Below are 15946 nucleotides of genomic sequence, written 5' to 3'. Positions count from 1 at the left end.
GTCGATGGCCTGCACCCTTTAAACAAAAAGCCCAACCTAAATAGGTTGGGCTTTTCTTATTCTCAATAATCTTAAGACTCTTTCACTTCCTGAGGAAGTTCATCTTCGTCTTCCAGTTTCTCTGGCAGAAGTAGATTTAAAATGATCGCTGTGATGCCACCTGCTGCAACACCAGTTGAGAAAATACTCTTAATAAATTCTGGCATAAATTGCAGGATCTCTGGTTTTTGTGCGATACCAAGTCCCATTGAGAAGGATAAGGCCATGATCAGAATTGCGCGGCGATCGAGCTCAACACGAGAGATAATACGCACACCAGCGGCAGCAATCGTACCAAACATGACAATCGTTGCGCCGCCAAGTACTGGCTCAGGAATCAGCTGAACAAAGCTAGCGACGCCAGGAAACAAGCCAAGAATCACTAACATGCCAGAAATAAAGTAACCAACGTAGCGGCTCGCGACTCCTGTTAGCATGATGATGCCGTTATTCTGGCTAAACGTTGAGTTCGGGAAGCTGTTGAAAACGGCTGCGATTGCAGAGTTTAAGCCGTCTGCTAACACACCGCCCTTAATGCGTTTCATGTACACTGGGCCTTTTACTGGCTCACCAGACACTTCAGATGTTGCGGTAATATCACCGATGGCTTCTAGTGCGGTAATAAAGAAAATCAGTACCAGCGGAATGAACAGAGACCAGTCAAACGATAAGCCATATTGCATTGGTACGGGCAGTGCTACGATCTCGGTTGCGCCTAGCTGAGAAGTATCTACCATCCCCATAAAATACGCCATGATGTAGCCCACTAGCATCGCAATCACGATTGAAGCCACACGGATGTATGGGTTTTTCGAGCGGTTTAAAATCACAATTAATCCAAGTACCGTCCCAGCCAGAGCAAGTTTGTCTAAGCTGCCGAAGGTTCCTTCATTTAATGCTGCGTAGCCACCGCCCATTGATACTAAGCCGACTTGAATCAGTGTGAGACCGATAAGAGTGACGACGATGCCTGAAACAAGCGGAGTGATGATTCGGCGGGCATGCTCCAACACGCGAGATAGAAAAATTTCTGCAAATGATGCGACTAAAATCGTACCAAAAATGGCAGCCATCATGGTACTGATGTCTGCTCCACCGGCTTTCAGCGATAGGCCTGCACCAATAATAGGACCTAAAAAGTTAAAGCTGGTGCCTTGAACAGAGAGCAAACCAGAGCCAATTGGGCCAACGGTGCGAATTTGAATAAACGAAGACACGCCTGACGCAAACAAAGACATGCTGATGATGGTATTCGTTTGGTCTGCTGGTACACCCAAAGACTGACAGATGATCAGTGACGGAGTGATAACCGCGACGAACATCGCCAATAAGTGCTGAAGTGCGGCAAAAATGGTTTGAGGCAAAGGTGGTCGATCGTTGAGTTGATAGACCAGTTCCGAAGATCGGTTTGAAGTTGTCATTGTTTGTCTCGCTAGTCGCAATATTTCCCTAGTTCTCGCTGAATGGGAGAGCAGGGTGGAGTTGACGTCGTTACCTGTGATTGCTGTTAATCAGAGTCAACTCAGGTTGGTGGAGTGTGATCTAACACACTTAAAAATTTGTGCGCGATTATAGAGAGATTTACTCAAAAAGCAAACGTTTGCTTTGTTTTTGGCGTATTAAAAAACGAGCCATTTGGCTCGCTTTCAATCATTACGCTTTGGAGTAAATATCCCGCTCACCCAACCAGCGATCGATAATCGCTGTTGCGTTAGTCGGGTAATTGTCATGAATATGACGCGCAATACGCTGAACTTCGGGAATCAGGCGTTGATCTCGAACTAAGTCTGCGATTTTGAAATCAGCAAGACCTGTCTGCTTTGTACCCAATAGTTCTCCAGGGCCACGAATTTCTAGGTCTTTCTGCGCAATGACGAAGCCATCGTTACTTTCACGTAGTACTCCGAGACGTTTTTGCGCGGTTTTTGACAGCGGAGAGTGGTACAGCAGCACACAATGGCTAGCAACGGAACCTCGGCCCACGCGACCTCTTAACTGGTGTAATTGTGCCAAACCAAGACGTTCAGGGTTTTCTATGATCATCAAGCTAGAGTTTGGCACATCCACACCAACTTCAATCACTGTCGTTGCGACCAGCAAATGCAGTTTATTGTCTTTGAAATCTTGCATCACCGCTTGTTTCTCTGCCGGCTTCATTCGTCCGTGCACTAGACCAATTTTTACGTCCGGCAGTTTACGTTGAAGCTCTTCTGCGGTATCTGCCGCGGCTTGCGCTTCTAATACTTCCGACTCATCAATCAGGGTACACACCCAATATGCCTGCTTGCTTTCGTTTAAGCAGGCATTTCGGACACGCTCGACGATGTCGTCACGTTTTGTATCTGGAATGGCAACGGTTTGAATCGGCGTTCGACCCGGTGGTAGCTCGTCAATCACGGAAGTTTCTAGATCGGCGTAAGCGGTCATGGCTAAGGTGCGAGGAATAGGCGTCGCCGTCATGATCAACTGATGTGGATAGGCGCCTTGTTTTGCGCCTTTTTCACGCAATTCTAATCGCTGATGGACACCGAAGCGGTGCTGTTCATCAATGATGACCAAAGCAAGGTGATGAAATTCAACGTGCTCTTGGAATAGCGCGTGAGTACCCACTACCATTTGCGCTTCACCACTGGCAATACGAGCCAGCTCGGCTTCCTTTGCCTTACCTTTGAGTTTGCCCGCTAACCAACCGACTTGAATGCCCATTGTTTCAAACCAGTTTGCGAAGTTGATAGCGTGTTGCTCGGCCAATAGTTCGGTTGGCGCCATGAGTGCCACCTGATGGCCATGCTCAATGGCTCTAACAGCGGCCAAAGCGGCAACCAATGTTTTCCCCGAACCAACATCGCCTTGCACTAATCGCATCATTGGGTGCGGTTTTTCTAGATCGGCTTCAATCTCTTGTACTACTCGGGTTTGAGCGTTTGTAGGAGAGAAAGGCAGTTGGGCTAAAAGCTGCGTTTTTAGTTTATGACAAGGACCGAGAGGTAGCGCTGAATCCTTCTGACCTTTGCTACGCACCGCCAGCATCGATAAGTTTTGTGCGAGCAATTCTTCCATGATCAAGCGGATTTGGGCAGGATGTTTGCCTTCGTCAAACTCATCTAAATTAATGGTTGGTGGTGGGCGATGAATGGTGTGCAGCGCTTGCGACATCGTGATTTGATGGTCATACAACCCAGCTGGAAGTAATTCCTGCACTGCGGTTTTATCAAGCAGGGCTAAAGCTTGTTCGGTAAGGTTGCGCAATGTGATTTGGCGTAAACCATCTGTAGTGGGATAAACAGGAGTTAAGCTCTGTTCTACATCGGGCTTTTGCTCGCTAACGTAAAACTTGTAGTCAGGATGAACAATTTCCAAACCCATGCCACCGCGCTTAATTTCACCGTAAGCATGTACTAACTTACCTTGCGTGAAATTGTTCTTCATGGCTGCGGTAAAGTTGAAAAAGCGCAGCGTGATAGTGCCATTACCGTCGCTGATTTTTACCGTTAGCATTTTGCGCTTACCGAAGATGGTGTCGACTGCCATGACCTTACCTTGCACGGCCGCCCAAAGGCCAGCATGCAGTTTGGCAATAGGGTAAATACGAGTACGATCTTCGTAGCGTAACGGAAGGTGAAACAGCAAATCTTGAACGCTATGTAAGCCAACTTTGGCGAGTTTTTCTGCGACTTTCGCGCCAACTCCAGAAAGGGAGGTTAATGGGACGGCAGATAACATTTGGGCGGACATAGAGGGCTCAAGAAAATGGTTAACATAGCAGTATGTTAACCATGGAGCTGTGTTTTTGTACAGGAAAAAATAGTCATGCTTTAGTTAGTGTCATGATTTGACTGATAACCTATCATTCCGAGGAGCTTTAGCGACATCAGGATTCTATTTCCAACAAGTATGTCGCTGAAGTTAACACAATCAGCATCTGTATATTTGAGAATTAGATCCTGAACCACGCTCCTTCGCCGCCGTTCAGGATGACGAAAGTCTGTTACTTGCTTTGCATCTCTTGCCACCACGCGTCATCGGCGATGATTTGACCTTCTTCATCGAGTGGTGGGTAAACGAGCCCTTTTCGTTTCGCGACCTTTGCCAGCACTGGGTGACCACGTTCAAAGAGAATACGGTTGATTGTCTCTTTAGGCAGAGCGCTTTCTTCTCGGTCGTACATGCCTGCGGCTTCACGTTGACGTTGCGCTTCATACAAAATTACGGCACTGGCAACCGATACGTTTAGTGACTGCACCATGCCCACCATTGGGATAATAATGTCTTGATCGGCAAGCTGTTTGGCTTGCTCCGAAGCGCCAACTTTTTCACTGCCTAAAATGATTGCCGTTGGTCTGGTGTAGTCGATCTCGCGAAAATCGACGGCGGTGTCCGAAAGATTGGTCACCAAAACCTGCATACCTTGCGCTTTGAGTTCGGTAATCGCAGTTTCAATCGAATCGTGAGTATCCACTTCAACCCAGTTACGCGCGCCAGCTGAGGTATGGCTCAGCGTACGCATTTTGTCTGGCCAAATTGCGTGAACTTTGTGTAAGCCTGTCGCGTCAGCGGTGCGGATCACAGCAGAGACGTTGTTTGGCTTATGTACTTCTTCGAGACAAAGTGTCAGATCAGTTTGGCGAGTTTTTAGGACTTGGTGAATACGGTTGTAACGTTCTAGGTTCATATTTATTGAGGTATAAAAAATCGCCACCTAACAGAGTAGGTGGCGATAGAGGTTAGTTCTTTCTGCGTCTGACTCGGGTTGCTTGAGGCATTGCCTTAATCTTACGCATGATACCAGCAAGGTGGACACGATCTTTCGTCGTCAACAGCACAGTCACAGTGTATAGACGACCATCACGTTCTTCCGTTGAAAGGCCATGAATGTTTGATCCTGTTTTCGAGATCACGTTGGTCAGTTCTGCAAGAGCACCTTGGTTGTTAAGCATGTCGACTTTAAGTTCAGCAATGAACTCTTTATCGTAGTCTTCAGACCAAGCGACAGCCATATAACGGTCTGGCTCTTTCTGATAACCACGAACGTTCGGACATGTTTCTCGGTGAACAACCAAACCACGACCAGGCGATACGTGAGCAATAATGTGATCATCTGGGATAGGATGACAACAATTTGCAAACGTCAGCAATAAGCCTTCTGCGCCACGAATCGGAAGCTTCTTCTTCGAGTCCGTTGGGATTGAACTTGTTGTCGTGAGCTCTTCGGTGTCACCAAGGAGACGACGTGCGATCACAATGCTCATCAACTCACCCAATCCAATAGCAGCCAATAAATCATCGATGCTTTCTAGGCGAAGATCATTCAAGACTTCTTGGATATTTTCTGGATAAATTGAATCAATCGAGTGACGGCCAAGTGCGTGATTAAGTAGGCGACGACCTAAAGTAATCGACTCTTCACGACGCATCGTTTTCAGTACTTGTCGAATCTTAGTGCGGGCACGAGAAGTCACGACATAGTTTAGCCATGCCGCATTCGGACGCGCACCAGGGGCACTGATAATTTCCACCGTCTGACCGTTTTTCAATGCCTTACTCAATGGGTAAGGGTTACGGTCAACACGAGCACCAACACAAGAGTTGCCTACATCGGTATGTACGGCATAGGCAAAGTCGACAGCCGTTGCGCCTAAAGGCAATTCAACGATACGACCTTTTGGTGTGAAGACGTAAATCTCATCTGGGAAAAGATCGGATTTTACGTTTTCAATGAATTCGAATGAGTTACCCGCGCTTTGTTGTAGCTCTAACAGGCTTTGCATCCAACGCTGAGCTTTCACTTGCGCAGTGGTGCCAGACTTGTCGCCTTTGTCTTTGTAAGACCAGTGTGCCGCGACACCTTTGTCCGCCATTTGATCCATATCTTCAGTACGGATCTGAACTTCAACAGGTACGCCGTGTGGGCCAACCATGGAAGTGTGTAGCGATTGATAGCCGTTCGCCTTTGGTACCGCGATGTAATCTTTCATGCGACCAGGACGTGGCTTATACAAGCTGTGTACTTGGCCTAAAACGCGATAACAAGTATCAGCGGTATCAACAACGACTCGGAATGCATAGATATCCATGATGGTGTGAAAGCGCTGTTCTTTGGTTTTCATCTTGTTGTAGATAGAGAACAGGTTTTTCTCACGACCAACGACGCGAGCATTCAAGCCAAAATCTTGCAGACGGCCTTCTATTTCGCTGTGAATGCGTTGGATCATCTCTTTACGGTTACCACGTGCGGCTTTAACCACTTCTTTCAGTACGCGGTAGCGGTTGGGATATAGCGCCTCAAAGCCCAACTCTTCGAGTTCGGTTTTGATATTGTGAATACCAAGACGATGAGCGAGGGGCGCGTAAATTTCTAACGTTTCACGAGCAATACGACGCTTTTTATCTGGTCGAAGCGCGCCAAGCGTACGCATGTTGTGCGTGCGGTCAGCCAGTTTGATCAGAATGACGCGGATATCTTGCACCATGGCCAGAACCATCTTACGAAAGTTCTCAGCCTGAGCCTCTTTCCTATCGCGGAATTTGAGTTTGTCCAGTTTAGATACACCATCAACCAATTCTGCGACAGTGTTGCCGAATTTCTCTTCGAGATCTTCTTTAGTTACATCACAGTCTTCAATGACGTCATGCAGCAAAGCAGCTTGGAGGGTTTCGATATCAAGGCGCATTTCGGCCAAGATACGAGCCACAGCGACAGGGTGGATGATGTATGGTTCACCGCTAGAGCGGGTTTGCCCTTCATGGGCATCTCTCGCTACCACATAAGATTGACGCAGAGCCTCAATCTGAGGCTCTGTTAGGTATTCTTGGGCAACGTCTTTGAGGCTATCGAATAGATACAAATTATAGGCCCGGGAGGTTGTTGAATTCTAAAGTCAGAATTAACGGTTGTGAGCGATGCTGCTTACTGCCGCTAGCTCTGCCGCTTCTTGCTCTTGCTGTTCTTGACGTTCACGAGCGTCTAGAACTTCTTTAGTAATTAAACCTTCTTCGATTTCGCGTAGAGCGATAACCGTTGGCTTATCGTTCTCTTCTGGCACTAGTGCATCTTTACCGCCAGTTTGCATTTGACGAGCGCGGCGAGCCGCAATCAGTACTAGGTCGAAACGGTTGCCAACTTTTTCAACAGCGTCTTGAACAGTTACGCGTGCCATGAGGACTCCAAATAGTTAACTAAAATTTTAGAATGACGAGAAAGTATACAACCTAACTACTTTATTTACTAGCAATTAGACAAGCCACCGTTTGTGGACTTTCTCAGGTAGTTTATTGTGTTTTTCGCACTGGGCAAAAAACGGGAAATTCTTTTATGTTTTACAGCGTGACTTTTTTGAAGTTACTCTGCTAACAACGCGTCAAGCATACCTTTATATTTAGCAGCTTGCTTTTCTTCCTTCAATCTTTCAGCACGCAAGATAGCTTTAAAATCCATCAAAGCGGTATCAAAATCGTCGTTTACGATCACGTAGTCGTACTCGTTGTAATGAGAGATTTCCGACTTGGCTTCAGCCATACGCTTTGCGATCACTTCATCGCTATCTTGACCACGAGTGTTCAAGCGACGCTCTAACTCACCGTTTGATGGTGGCAGGATGAAGATGCTTTTGGCTTCTGGCATTTGTTCACGGATTTGGCGTGCGCCTTGCCAGTCGATATCTAGAAAAACGTCGATACCTTTATTTAGTGTTTCTTCAATCCATACACGAGATGTGCCGTAATAATTACCAAACACTTCTGCGTATTCTAGGAAGTCACCTTTAGCGATCAGGGCTTCAAACTCATCTTTCGCTACAAAATGGTAGTGGACACCATTTTCTTCACCAGGTCGCATGTTGCGCGTGGTGTGAGACACAGACACTTTCATTGCGTAGGTTGGGTTGCGTTCCAACATCGCTGAGATCAAGCTAGATTTACCTGCGCCGCTAGGTGCAGATACGATATAGAGAGTACCTTTGCCCATTGTACTGTTCCACTTTTGATTGGATTGATTGAGTGCCGAAGGAAAGTTCGACATTCTTATAACGATAGTACTGGCATTGAGAAATCAACCACCAAAGGGGTGGATATTGGTGATAATCCCGCCAGAAAAATGGAGGCGAAGAGTATCATGATCTCTATTTTGTTACCAGTTGATCTTTCTGTCTGTGATCGTCTCTGATGAAATAGTTACTTACGCCAGAGTGTTCCTAAACAGCGAAGAAGGAGCGTGATACAGGACTTACCATCCGCGCACTCTGTTATTAAAACCATTTCTACAACCGTTTAGTGTGCTGATTTTAGGTTTAGAGTCCCGATTTGGCTTGCGTGAGTGACTCTGGTTAAAAATAGGGGTTAATAATGATAAGACGGAAAAAAGGGGAAGCTTTCACTTCCCCAGGCGTGCGACTGACTCACACTTAATCTTCGAATTATCCTTGAGACTCTAGGAAATTTATCCAAGGGCTAACGGTTGACCTGAATTTTGGCGATTGAGCAGCGCCTTTCATCGCCTGCAAGGCCTTTTGTGGCTGCTTAAGCTCGAAATAGGCCATCCCGCGAATGTATTCAAGTTCTGCCTTTTGCTCTCTAGAGGCACTGGATGTCGCGCTTTCTACAAAACGAGTTGCTTCAGAATACTGCTTGTCTTGTATCATTAAGCGAGCAATCTGAATTTGCGTTTTAGCAGAAGGAGCGAGGTTATATGACTTTTTATAAGCGAGAATTGATTTATCTAGCTCTTTAGCTTGCTGCCAGAAACTGGCTAGGCGGTCATAGTTTTCCTTCGTCTTTTCAATGTTTCCAGCTGCCATTTCCTTTTCAAGAGTTTTGGCTGCTTTATATGGAATACCTTGATAAGCCAAGAAGTTTACAAAGCGTAAATATTCCTTCTCTCCTTCTAGTTTCCCCATTTTGTAAACCATTTCTAGGGTGGCTAGAGAGTTGCGTTCTTGACCTAGCTCCATGTAGACACCAGAAAGTTGCATCCAGTAACGCTTTTTCTGAGGGTACTTTGAAGTCAGAGTTTTGAGTACACTGGCAACGCTTTTCAGCTGGCCTAACTCGTAGTGAGATGCAACGAGAATTAAGTACCAAGACTCACTTGGGCTCTTGCTCATCGCGATGGCTTTTTTGGTTGGCGGGATTGCATTTTTGTAATCTTCCAACTGAACATAAGCGCTCGCTAACGTGATATAAGCATGAGCTTGAGGCTTCTCTTTGGTTGTTTCTGCAACCTTGAACCATTCCTTCATCGTTTTTACAGACAACGTATACTTTTCTTCAGCTAGGTAAAGCTGAGCCAAGCTGTAGCGAACTTGTTGAGCAACCGGAACGGGAAGTGCGTCGAGCTGTAATGCTTCGGCAAAGTATTTTGCTGCTTGCACATAATTGTCTTGTAGCGAATACAAAAAGCCAGTCTGCTGAAGTAAAACTGCTCGGTCGTATTTTTTCGAACTTGTGCTTTCTAAAGCGCTTGCTAGTTTTTCTTTCGCTGCTGAATATTTTTCAGTTGCGATCAACTCTTGCACTTTGTTAACGGTTCGAAATGTCCGATCTGATAACTGAGGAGCTTCTTTTGCCATCGTAGGAGCGGCCATTGCCACTCCTGCGAAGAGAATTAAAGAAGCCACTTTGCTTTTCCATAAACTTTTCATCGTGACTCCTTAATTGGTTGAGAACTCTATTTCTTGCGATAGGCGCGAGCTAACAGGTTTCCCGTCAACCAATTTTGGTTTAAATGTCCATTTAGAGACTGTTTTTCTTGCCGCTCGACCGAGGCCTAAGCGTCGTGGTTGCTCTTTAAGAACTTTGATGTCCTCTACGGCACCACGTGCGTTTACAGTAAACTCTAATAAGACGACCCCTTTTTCTATTCCTGCTTTCGCAGCCTTCCTAGGCATTTGAGGTTGGAATGTCGCTAGAGGTGTTGGACCTCCGCTACCCGCGAGTTGCGCACCTCCACCCTGGCTATAATGTCCAAGCACCGAACCACCTGTAACATTTACGGGTAGGTCAAGCTTTGGCATATCCATTGGGGTCTGCTCCATCACCGGTTTTACTGTCGCTGTCACTTTCATTTCTGGCGGCGGCGGCGGACGCTTAGGCGGTGGTGGCTTTGGAAGTTCGCGTTTTTTCTCCTGTATTTTTTCGTCTGGTTTAATGCGAATAAACTCGACCATACGCAGGTCATCATTCGACACTAACTCGTGGCGCTCTTTGTTTACTAGCTTGTCCATCCCCCAGAACAACCCGAGGGAGACAATGAGCGCCAGTGCAATTGAGGCCAGATACCGCATAAGCTTAATCCTTATTGGTTGCGGCAATGGAGATGCTTTCTACACCTGCCATTTTGATCTGGTCCATAACCTTCACGACTACGCCAGCATTTGCTTCTGTGTCGGCTTGGATAACAACTGCGCCATCAGGGCTTTCTGCACGAAGACGTTCAATATTCGCGCGAACCGCGTCCACTTCGATGCGGCGTTTATCAACCCAAACATCACCCGCCGCACCAACTGCGACCATGATGTTACCTTTTTTCACGGTTTGCGCAGAGCTTGCCGTCGGGCGGTTTACTTCTAGACCTGCTTCTTTTACGAACGATGTTGTTACGATAAAGAAGATCAACATGATGAATACGATGTCGAGCATCGGTGTCATATCGATAGCGGTTTCATCACTGCTATCACTGCTATAGCGTCTTTTCATGACCTATACCTCTAATTCCATTTACTCAGGCAATATGCTTTAGCTTATCTTCCAGCTTTTGCGTTGTGACTTTGGCTAAATGATCAAGACGTGAACTAAAGAACAGTCCTGATAGAGAAGCCACCATCCCGGCTAAAGTTGGGATTGTTGCCTTTGAGATCCCCGAGGCCATTGCTCGAGGGCTTCCTGTTCCTGTTACCGCTAAGATGTCGAATACTTGGATCATGCCAACAACGGTGCCGAGCAAACCCAGTAAGGGACAAAGCGCAATCAACACTTTCACGATTGGCAGGCCCTTTTTATTCTCAATGTCCTGACGAGAAACAATTTCTTGTCGGATCATCTTAGCGTTCCAGCTCTGGTGCTCTGATCGCCCCTGCCATGAGCCAACGGCTTTTTTCATGGCTTTTGGAGCGACGGCAGCAAAATAGAACCAACGTTCTAACAATACTGCCCACAGCATAAAGCTGAGGATGAAGATGGCGACGAGTACATCGCCACCCATTCCCAAGAAGCGCCTAATTGATTCAAGTTCTCCAACTAACCACCACATAACGCCTCCTTAGCTTTCGGCTTTATGTAGTTTTTCCTGATAGCGAGCGATGAAGCCTGCACTCTGTTCTTCAAGAGTTTGAACCAAACGACGACCTTTACTGTGTACGATGGTGTACAGGAACAGTAGAGGAATTGCGACAACCAGACCAAGCATCGTAGTAACAAGTGCTTCAGAGATACCGCCAGCCATTAGCTTAGGATCACCTGTACCAAATAGTGTGATTGCTTGGAACGTACCGATCATACCCATTACCGTACCCAGTAGACCTAGAAGTGGTGCTACAGAAGCGAACAGTTTGATTGAGCTGATAAAGCGTTCAATGCTCGGTGCGTTACGTAGGATGATTTCGTCCAGTTTCGCTTCAAGATCTTCAAGGTTGTCACCTTTGTGTTCTTGGTAAGCTTGGATAACTTCACCCAGAGGATTACCAGGAATCACGGTTTCTGATTTCGCTTGCTTACGCATTTTACCGCCAATAACTTGAAGGCGTAGGAAGCAAACTAGAGCAATGATAGCGCCAACTGCACCCATACCAAGGATGACGTAACCTACAATGCCACCTTGATCAATACGTTCTTGAACGGTAGGGCTTTGTACAAGTAGAGACAGAATTACACCACGGGATGGGTCAATAAACAGTGGCTCATAGCTGTTTGACGCTGACTCAAAGCCTGCAACATGACGCGTAATATTGGTGCGAGGCTGTCGAGAGAGTTCTTCGAACTTACCTGTTTGAGGTACATAAGTAACGTACTTACCATCGGCAATCGCGTTAAATTCACCGACAAGAGTAACATCGCGAACCGCTTCTTTACCTTCGCCATAAACAACCGTTGCTTGGGTTGTTGCTGTCTCGCCTGAGGCAACCACTTGTTGAAGAATGGTATGCCAGAATGCTTCTAGCTCTTGTGTTGATGGCAGTTCTTTACTTTCAGCCAGTTTCGTTAGTAGAGCGTCACGCTCTGGGAACTGAACTGCGTTTTGAGAGGCTGCAAATAAGCCTTTAAACTCGCCCGCATATTGGCGGACCACACCAAACATTTCGCCCAAAGTACCAGAGCGAACACGTAAGGTTTCTGTTAGTTCAGTCAGCTGCTTATCGTTTTCATCAAATGTCGCTTTAAGTTGATCGCCCAGTGCTTGCTGTGAAGCTAGCTCTTCACGAGCCTGTTGCAATAATGCTGCTTGCTTATCGCGATTGTTCTTGAACTCAGCTTCACGGGCTTTGTTCTCTTTTGACTCAACGATGCTTTCTGATTTTACGTTTTTGAGTAGTTCAGATAGGTTTTTAGGCGTTTCTGCTTGTACGCCTGAAGCCATAAATAAGCTCGCTAGTAGACCAGCGGCTAGAGTTTTGAATCCTTTCATCTCTTATTCCTCCCCAGCATATACAGGCAATTTGATTAGCGCTGGTGGCGCTTGCTTCTTCGCGATACGAAGGCCTTGCTGTACCGCTATGCGGTAGCTTTCCGGTAATGTTTCCCATTGACGTGTTTGTTGGTTCCACATACCTGTCTCACCACCGTCTGGAGATTGGAATAAAAGCGCCGTGCGACCAATACGTAGGAAGTCGTAAGTCACGGTTTCCCCATTTCTATCTAGGCTAGCTTTGTAAGATTCAATTGAGCGAGAGAAGCCTTCTTCAATTTGGTAGGCTTCCATCACTTTACGGAATTTCTCAGAAGTCGTTACGTCGGCGCGATCCATGAGACGACGCAGTTCTTGGACACGTTTATTACGTTCTTTTTTCTGGAAAGGCAGATCGAGAGTCACAAACTCATCGAGTGCATCGATCATTTTAAGTGTTAGTGGCACTACTTCTGTTGCCGTTTGATCGATCTGAGCAATTTGGTTATTTAATGAGTCCAATTCACCTTGCTGTGATTGAACCATACGGTTAATTTGCTCGTTGTAGACTTTCATGCTGTCGATTTGACGTAGTAAGCCTTTGTATTCTGCCAACATGCCTTCAGTACTTTCGGCATAATTGTCGATTTTTTGTTGTGAAGCTTCTGAAGATTGATTTGCTTTTGCTTGTGTGGAAACGACAGCACCAGAGTTGGCCGCTATAGAGCTACTACTGATAGTAAGCAATGCTGCAGCTATGGCACTGAGACCAAATTCCTTGAATTTCATGGTTGCATCCTTGTCAGTGTTTTAGTCAGTCGAAAAGGGCGCGGAAAACCCGCGCCAAATATTTTTTAGAAGTCGTATGATGCCTCGACGTATAGCTGACGTCCGATTGGATCGTCATACCCAGTTGCATAGAATGGAGAGGTATCGCTTAGAGGATCTGCAGGCGGTACTTTGTCAAACATGTTGATAGCACCAAGAGTTACACGACCACTCTCGTTGAATTGGTAAGAAGCCGTTAGGTTCCACGTTGTCATACTAGCGATTTCTGCTTTGTAACCCGCTTTTTTAGCAGAATCACAGTCATCAAAGTAGTAACGGTTTGCGTAGCTTGAACACATACGGTCGCGGTATTTACCAAATAGGTTGATAGCGACATCTTCATATGCCCAGCCAAGATTTAACGTTGCGGTGTATTCAGGCATGAAATCTCTTTCATCCGTTACAGGTTCGCTGTCGTTTTCTTGATATTCAGCAATCAAGATCTTCGTTACAGCAACACGCGTGTTAAATGAGCCGAACTCATTAGTGTCGTATGCGTATTTGATCGCTAGGTCAATACCAGAACGCTCTTCATACGACTGGTTCACTGGACCATAGGATACCGACTTGATGGTGCCATCTGGGTTACGAACGACTTCAGTACCTGGGTATTTACCTGGATCGTTAATTACGTCTTGGTAAGTTGGTGCTGTTACGACGTCTTCCATCTTGATGTGGTACCAGTCAACAGTTACACCAAGATCATCCACAGGCTCCCACGCTAGGCCCAAGTTAATGTTTGTACTTGTTTCTTCTTTCAGCTCTGAGTTAGGGCCATTAAGCGTATCGAAGTACTGAGTATCACACTCTGGGTACTTATCTTTATCTTGTGGGCCGCTACCACCAGCATTGGTACAAAGCTCTGGGTCAAAGCCAGAACCAAAGCCTCGAGTTTGATCACCAAATAGTCGCTTCAAGTCTGGGGCTCGGAAGCCTAGACCGTAGCTACCACGTAGCAATAGGGTGTCAGTAGGACGGTATGCTAGGGCTACTTTAGGAGTGAATGCGCCACCAGTTGCCGAGTCGTCGAAGTAGTGGTCGTAACGACCAGCGACAGTCATTTCTAAATCTTCAATGATAGGAATAAGAGCTTCAACACCAAGACCAATCTGATCACGGTCACCGCCGCCTGATGTTCCACCTAGGCCAGAGAAACCACCAGCTGCTGTTGTAGCATCAATCGTCTCATTGTAGTCAGTACGGTTCCATTCACCATAAACAGCAAAGCCAGACATACCTGCAGGAAGTTCAACCAAATCACCAGCCAGTGAGCCGTTAACAGAGTAAAGCTTTGAGTAAGCTTCTTTGCTTGAAGTGCCGCTGTATTTGTCTACAACGTCTTGAGAGATAGGCCCTAGAAGATCGACATCACCATTTTGTACAGCTTGGTCGAGAGTTAGGAAGATTGCTGGGTTGCTTGTTTCAACGCTTTGCTCAGAGTAACCAGCGGATAGGTCCCAATCATACGTATCAGCAAGCAGGCCGTTCAAGCCTAAGGTTAAGCCAAAAGAATCGGCTTCAGTGTTACTTTCGCGTGGTCCAAATTCGACCATACGGCGAGTGTATTCGCCTTCGCCGCGGAAGTGAGTGGCATCAACTTCAACGCTGTAAGGGTTAGGTTCGAATTCAGATTCTGTAGACTTGTAGCCAAAACGGGCTTCTGCCATGGCAGTGACATTGTCGTTAATGTCCATTTCACCACGTAAAAGTAGGTCTACTTGTTTGTTTTCTGGTTTTAATGTTCGGTATGCAGAGCGGTTAACACCACACTTTCCATCCGCTCGTTCAATCGCGGCATCACCAACGACTTCTTTACAGGAAGAACCAGCATCAGCTGGTGTTAGAAGTGTTCCGTTGGCGCCTTCAAAGTTTGCACCGTAGCTAGAGTAGCCACTTAGCTGAGAACGGCTAGAACCGTCATCGCCAGCCCAATCATCTCGGTCAGATTGCTTTAGCATTTCGTTGCCCGCAAATTGGCCAACGAAGAGAATACGTTTGTCGTCAAAGTTTTTGCCAGCTACAACGTCTAAACGACCATTTTGGTAACCACCATCCGTCGCGTCACCCGCGCGTACTTTTACAGAAACGCCATCAAAGTCTTTCTTTAAAATGAAGTTTACGACACCACCGATTGCGTCGGAGCCGTAGATAGCAGAACCTGAGTCGGTCATTACTTCAACACGCTCAATAGCGGCGACAGGGATTTGGCCGATATCTTGGAAGTTAGATGTACCATCTTGTGCTAGCGGGTATTGAGGAAGACGACGGCCATCAATAAGAATCAATGTGCGTGACGCGCCAAGGCCACGTAAGTTGACTGACTGCGCTGCTGGTGTAAACGAGAAAGAGTCTGTTTGAGCCATTACACCACCTGTGTTTTGGGTCAAACTGTTCAATACGTCTTGCGCGCTGTTAAAGCCTTTAGACTCAATGTCTTTACTATTAATAACAGTAACTGGTGAAGGACCTTCCATATCCGTCGTGGAG

General features: G+C 46.4%; 13 protein-coding genes. All 13 read right to left on the bottom strand.

Annotated features, from left to right (window positions below; translation table 11 throughout):
- Positions 1-71: 71 nt before the first annotated feature.
- The gene (locus CAG68_RS07135; protein ID WP_005379335.1) at positions 72-1460 is read right to left on the bottom strand and encodes a uracil-xanthine permease family protein; all 1389 of its coding nucleotides are present in this window, start codon (positions 1458-1460) and stop codon (positions 72-74) included.
- 232 nt (positions 1461-1692) lie between these two features.
- Positions 1693-3774: an ATP-dependent DNA helicase RecG gene (gene recG / locus CAG68_RS07130; protein ID WP_161440966.1), complete on the bottom strand. Its 2082-nt coding sequence runs from the start codon at positions 3772-3774 to the stop codon at positions 1693-1695.
- Between the two features lie 253 nt (positions 3775-4027).
- Positions 4028-4711 carry a tRNA (guanosine(18)-2'-O)-methyltransferase TrmH gene (gene trmH, locus CAG68_RS07125; protein WP_017635001.1) on the bottom strand — a complete coding sequence of 228 codons (684 nt, stop codon included), beginning with the start codon at positions 4709-4711 and terminating at the stop codon, positions 4028-4030.
- Between the two features lie 52 nt (positions 4712-4763).
- On the bottom strand, positions 4764-6884 hold the full coding sequence (spoT, locus tag CAG68_RS07120; RefSeq protein WP_005379340.1) for a bifunctional GTP diphosphokinase/guanosine-3',5'-bis pyrophosphate 3'-pyrophosphohydrolase: 2121 nt from the start codon (positions 6882-6884) through the stop codon (positions 4764-4766).
- Positions 6885-6923: 39 nt separating this feature from the next.
- On the bottom strand, positions 6924-7196 hold the full coding sequence (gene rpoZ, locus CAG68_RS07115; protein WP_005379346.1) for a DNA-directed RNA polymerase subunit omega: 273 nt from the start codon (positions 7194-7196) through the stop codon (positions 6924-6926).
- A 182-nt stretch (positions 7197-7378) separates the two neighbouring features.
- The gene (gene gmk / locus CAG68_RS07110) at positions 7379-8002 is read right to left on the bottom strand and encodes a guanylate kinase (RefSeq protein WP_005379347.1); all 624 of its coding nucleotides are present in this window, start codon (positions 8000-8002) and stop codon (positions 7379-7381) included.
- Between the two features lie 448 nt (positions 8003-8450).
- Positions 8451-9674 carry a tetratricopeptide repeat protein gene (locus CAG68_RS07105; protein ID WP_086046436.1) on the bottom strand — a complete coding sequence of 408 codons (1224 nt, stop codon included), beginning with the start codon at positions 9672-9674 and terminating at the stop codon, positions 8451-8453.
- A 9-nt stretch (positions 9675-9683) separates the two neighbouring features.
- Positions 9684-10316 carry an energy transducer TonB gene (locus CAG68_RS07100; protein WP_005379353.1) on the bottom strand — a complete coding sequence of 211 codons (633 nt, stop codon included), beginning with the start codon at positions 10314-10316 and terminating at the stop codon, positions 9684-9686.
- Between the two features lie 4 nt (positions 10317-10320).
- Positions 10321-10728, bottom strand: a complete 408-nt coding sequence (locus CAG68_RS07095) for an ExbD/TolR family protein (RefSeq protein WP_005379359.1) — start codon at positions 10726-10728, stop codon at positions 10321-10323.
- Between the two features lie 25 nt (positions 10729-10753).
- Positions 10754-11281, bottom strand: a complete 528-nt coding sequence (locus CAG68_RS07090; protein WP_005379363.1) for a MotA/TolQ/ExbB proton channel family protein — start codon at positions 11279-11281, stop codon at positions 10754-10756.
- Positions 11282-11290: 9 nt separating this feature from the next.
- Positions 11291-12652 carry a MotA/TolQ/ExbB proton channel family protein gene (locus tag CAG68_RS07085; RefSeq protein ID WP_017634999.1) on the bottom strand — a complete coding sequence of 454 codons (1362 nt, stop codon included), beginning with the start codon at positions 12650-12652 and terminating at the stop codon, positions 11291-11293.
- 3 nt (positions 12653-12655) lie between these two features.
- Positions 12656-13420, bottom strand: a complete 765-nt coding sequence (locus tag CAG68_RS07080; RefSeq protein ID WP_005379365.1) for a DUF3450 domain-containing protein — start codon at positions 13418-13420, stop codon at positions 12656-12658.
- A 65-nt stretch (positions 13421-13485) separates the two neighbouring features.
- Positions 13486-15946 (bottom strand): TonB-dependent receptor domain-containing protein (locus CAG68_RS07075; RefSeq protein ID WP_161440965.1); only part of this gene is annotated, 2461 nt, incomplete at its 5' end.

Source organism: Vibrio sp. V42_P2S4T144 (assembly GCF_009904715.1).
Taxonomy (GTDB): domain Bacteria; phylum Pseudomonadota; class Gammaproteobacteria; order Enterobacterales; family Vibrionaceae; genus Vibrio; species Vibrio alginolyticus.
This window is presented reverse-complemented; position numbering and strand designations above follow the sequence as displayed.

Coding starts and splice junctions, on each gene's coding strand:
- CAG68_RS07135 (WP_005379335.1), bottom strand. CDS start 1,460: ATGACAACTTCAAACCGATCTTCGGAACTGGTCTATCAACTCAACGAT.
- recG (WP_161440966.1), bottom strand. CDS start 3,774: ATGTCCGCCCAAATGTTATCTGCCGTCCCATTAACCTCCCTTTCTGGA.
- trmH (WP_017635001.1), bottom strand. CDS start 4,711: ATGAACCTAGAACGTTACAACCGTATTCACCAAGTCCTAAAAACTCGC.
- rpoZ (WP_005379346.1), bottom strand. CDS start 7,196: ATGGCACGCGTAACTGTTCAAGACGCTGTTGAAAAAGTTGGCAACCGT.
- gmk (WP_005379347.1), bottom strand. CDS start 8,002: ATGGGCAAAGGTACTCTCTATATCGTATCTGCACCTAGCGGCGCAGGT.
- CAG68_RS07105 (WP_086046436.1), bottom strand. CDS start 9,674: ATGAAAAGTTTATGGAAAAGCAAAGTGGCTTCTTTAATTCTCTTCGCA.
- CAG68_RS07100 (WP_005379353.1), bottom strand. CDS start 10,316: ATGCGGTATCTGGCCTCAATTGCACTGGCGCTCATTGTCTCCCTCGGG.
- CAG68_RS07095 (WP_005379359.1), bottom strand. CDS start 10,728: ATGAAAAGACGCTATAGCAGTGATAGCAGTGATGAAACCGCTATCGAT.
- CAG68_RS07090 (WP_005379363.1), bottom strand. CDS start 11,281: ATGTGGTGGTTAGTTGGAGAACTTGAATCAATTAGGCGCTTCTTGGGA.
- CAG68_RS07085 (WP_017634999.1), bottom strand. CDS start 12,652: ATGAAAGGATTCAAAACTCTAGCCGCTGGTCTACTAGCGAGCTTATTT.
- CAG68_RS07080 (WP_005379365.1), bottom strand. CDS start 13,420: ATGAAATTCAAGGAATTTGGTCTCAGTGCCATAGCTGCAGCATTGCTT.